The organism is Peptoniphilus indolicus ATCC 29427 (assembly GCF_000227315.1).
Classification (GTDB): domain Bacteria; phylum Bacillota; class Clostridia; order Tissierellales; family Peptoniphilaceae; genus Peptoniphilus; species Peptoniphilus indolicus.
Genome location: NZ_JH165129.1, coordinates 1 through 1,005, shown reverse-complemented (window position 1 = coordinate 1,005; position 1,005 = coordinate 1). Strand labels below are relative to the sequence as shown.

The following is a 1,005-nucleotide window of genomic DNA, read 5'->3' as shown; positions in this document are numbered from 1 at the left end:
TCTATTTAGTTTACTCATTTTTAAAGGAAATTGACTAAATTCATCTAAAAGAAAATTTTCAATCAAAAAATATAATGTATAAATTCAGTTATTTAATTAAAAAGTGATGTGCAAAATAGAATTGTCTATCTTTGCAACATCACTTTTAAGATTCTAAATATTGAATTACATTCATGTAAAATTCTTCCGGATTTTTTTTGAATCTGTTACAGATGCCTATGGCATATTGCTCAGAAGGGACTTCAAGGTTTAAATTAAAGATGTCTACTTCATATTCAATTATGGCCAGGTTTACAAAGAATCTTTCATTTTCTTTTGTATAGTTAGCTATTATAGAATTTTCGTAGTCAGTAGGTTCTTTTAGATTTTCAATCTCTTTATCTATTGAAATTACAATATTTTCAGGTAAACGATCATTGAACATTTCAAGAGCGATTTGACCTTCTTCAGTCAATTGGATGTAATGGTCAATAATTTCAACAAAGCCATTGTCGTATAACTCTCCTAAATATTGTTTATAAAAAAATAATTTAAAATTCATTTTTTAATATGAAGGAAGTTAAATCATCTTCATGAAAAGTGTTAGAAGATTTTTGAATTGTATACAAAATAATTAATTTATTTTGAGCTAATTCTTGTATATTAAAAGTCTCCATATAATCCCTCCTAACTTATTATATCATTTAGTATGAAAGTTTTAAATATTTATTCAATTTGATATAATTAGGAATAATGATTGATATGAAATACAAATTTTTAGGGGTTGTTATATTTTATTAGTGGCCAAATTACATTGAGTAAAATATTGGCAATAATGAAAGATATAAGTTTAAAATTAGATATTATGTTGAGGCAAAAAATGAAGATAAATTTAAAGCGTAGAAAATATAAAAAGAAAAATTTAAATGTTTTGAGTGTAAATACATTTACTCTTTTACTTTCTATATTATTTTTATTGATAGGAAATTACATACAGAGCAAAGATTTTTTTAGAGGAACATTTTA

The 1,005-nt window shown here is 23.5% G+C and carries 2 protein-coding genes; both read right to left on the bottom strand.

The window, feature by feature from the left end; translation table 11 throughout:
• Positions 1-145 precede the first annotated feature (145 nt).
• On the bottom strand, positions 146-541 hold the full coding sequence (locus tag HMPREF9129_RS10300; RefSeq protein WP_004823555.1) for a DUF4364 family protein: 396 nt from the start codon (positions 539-541) through the stop codon (positions 146-148).
• A complete protein-coding gene (locus HMPREF9129_RS12625) occupies positions 531-656 on the bottom strand; it encodes a hypothetical protein (protein WP_004823554.1) in 126 nt (41 codons plus the stop codon). The genes HMPREF9129_RS10300 and HMPREF9129_RS12625 overlap by 11 nt, the downstream gene beginning before the upstream one ends.
• Positions 657-1,005: the final 349 nt, after the last annotated feature.

Coding starts and splice junctions, on each gene's coding strand:
- HMPREF9129_RS10300 (WP_004823555.1), bottom strand. CDS start 541: ATGAATTTTAAATTATTTTTTTATAAACAATATTTAGGAGAGTTATAC.
- HMPREF9129_RS12625 (WP_004823554.1), bottom strand. CDS start 656: ATGGAGACTTTTAATATACAAGAATTAGCTCAAAATAAATTAATTATT.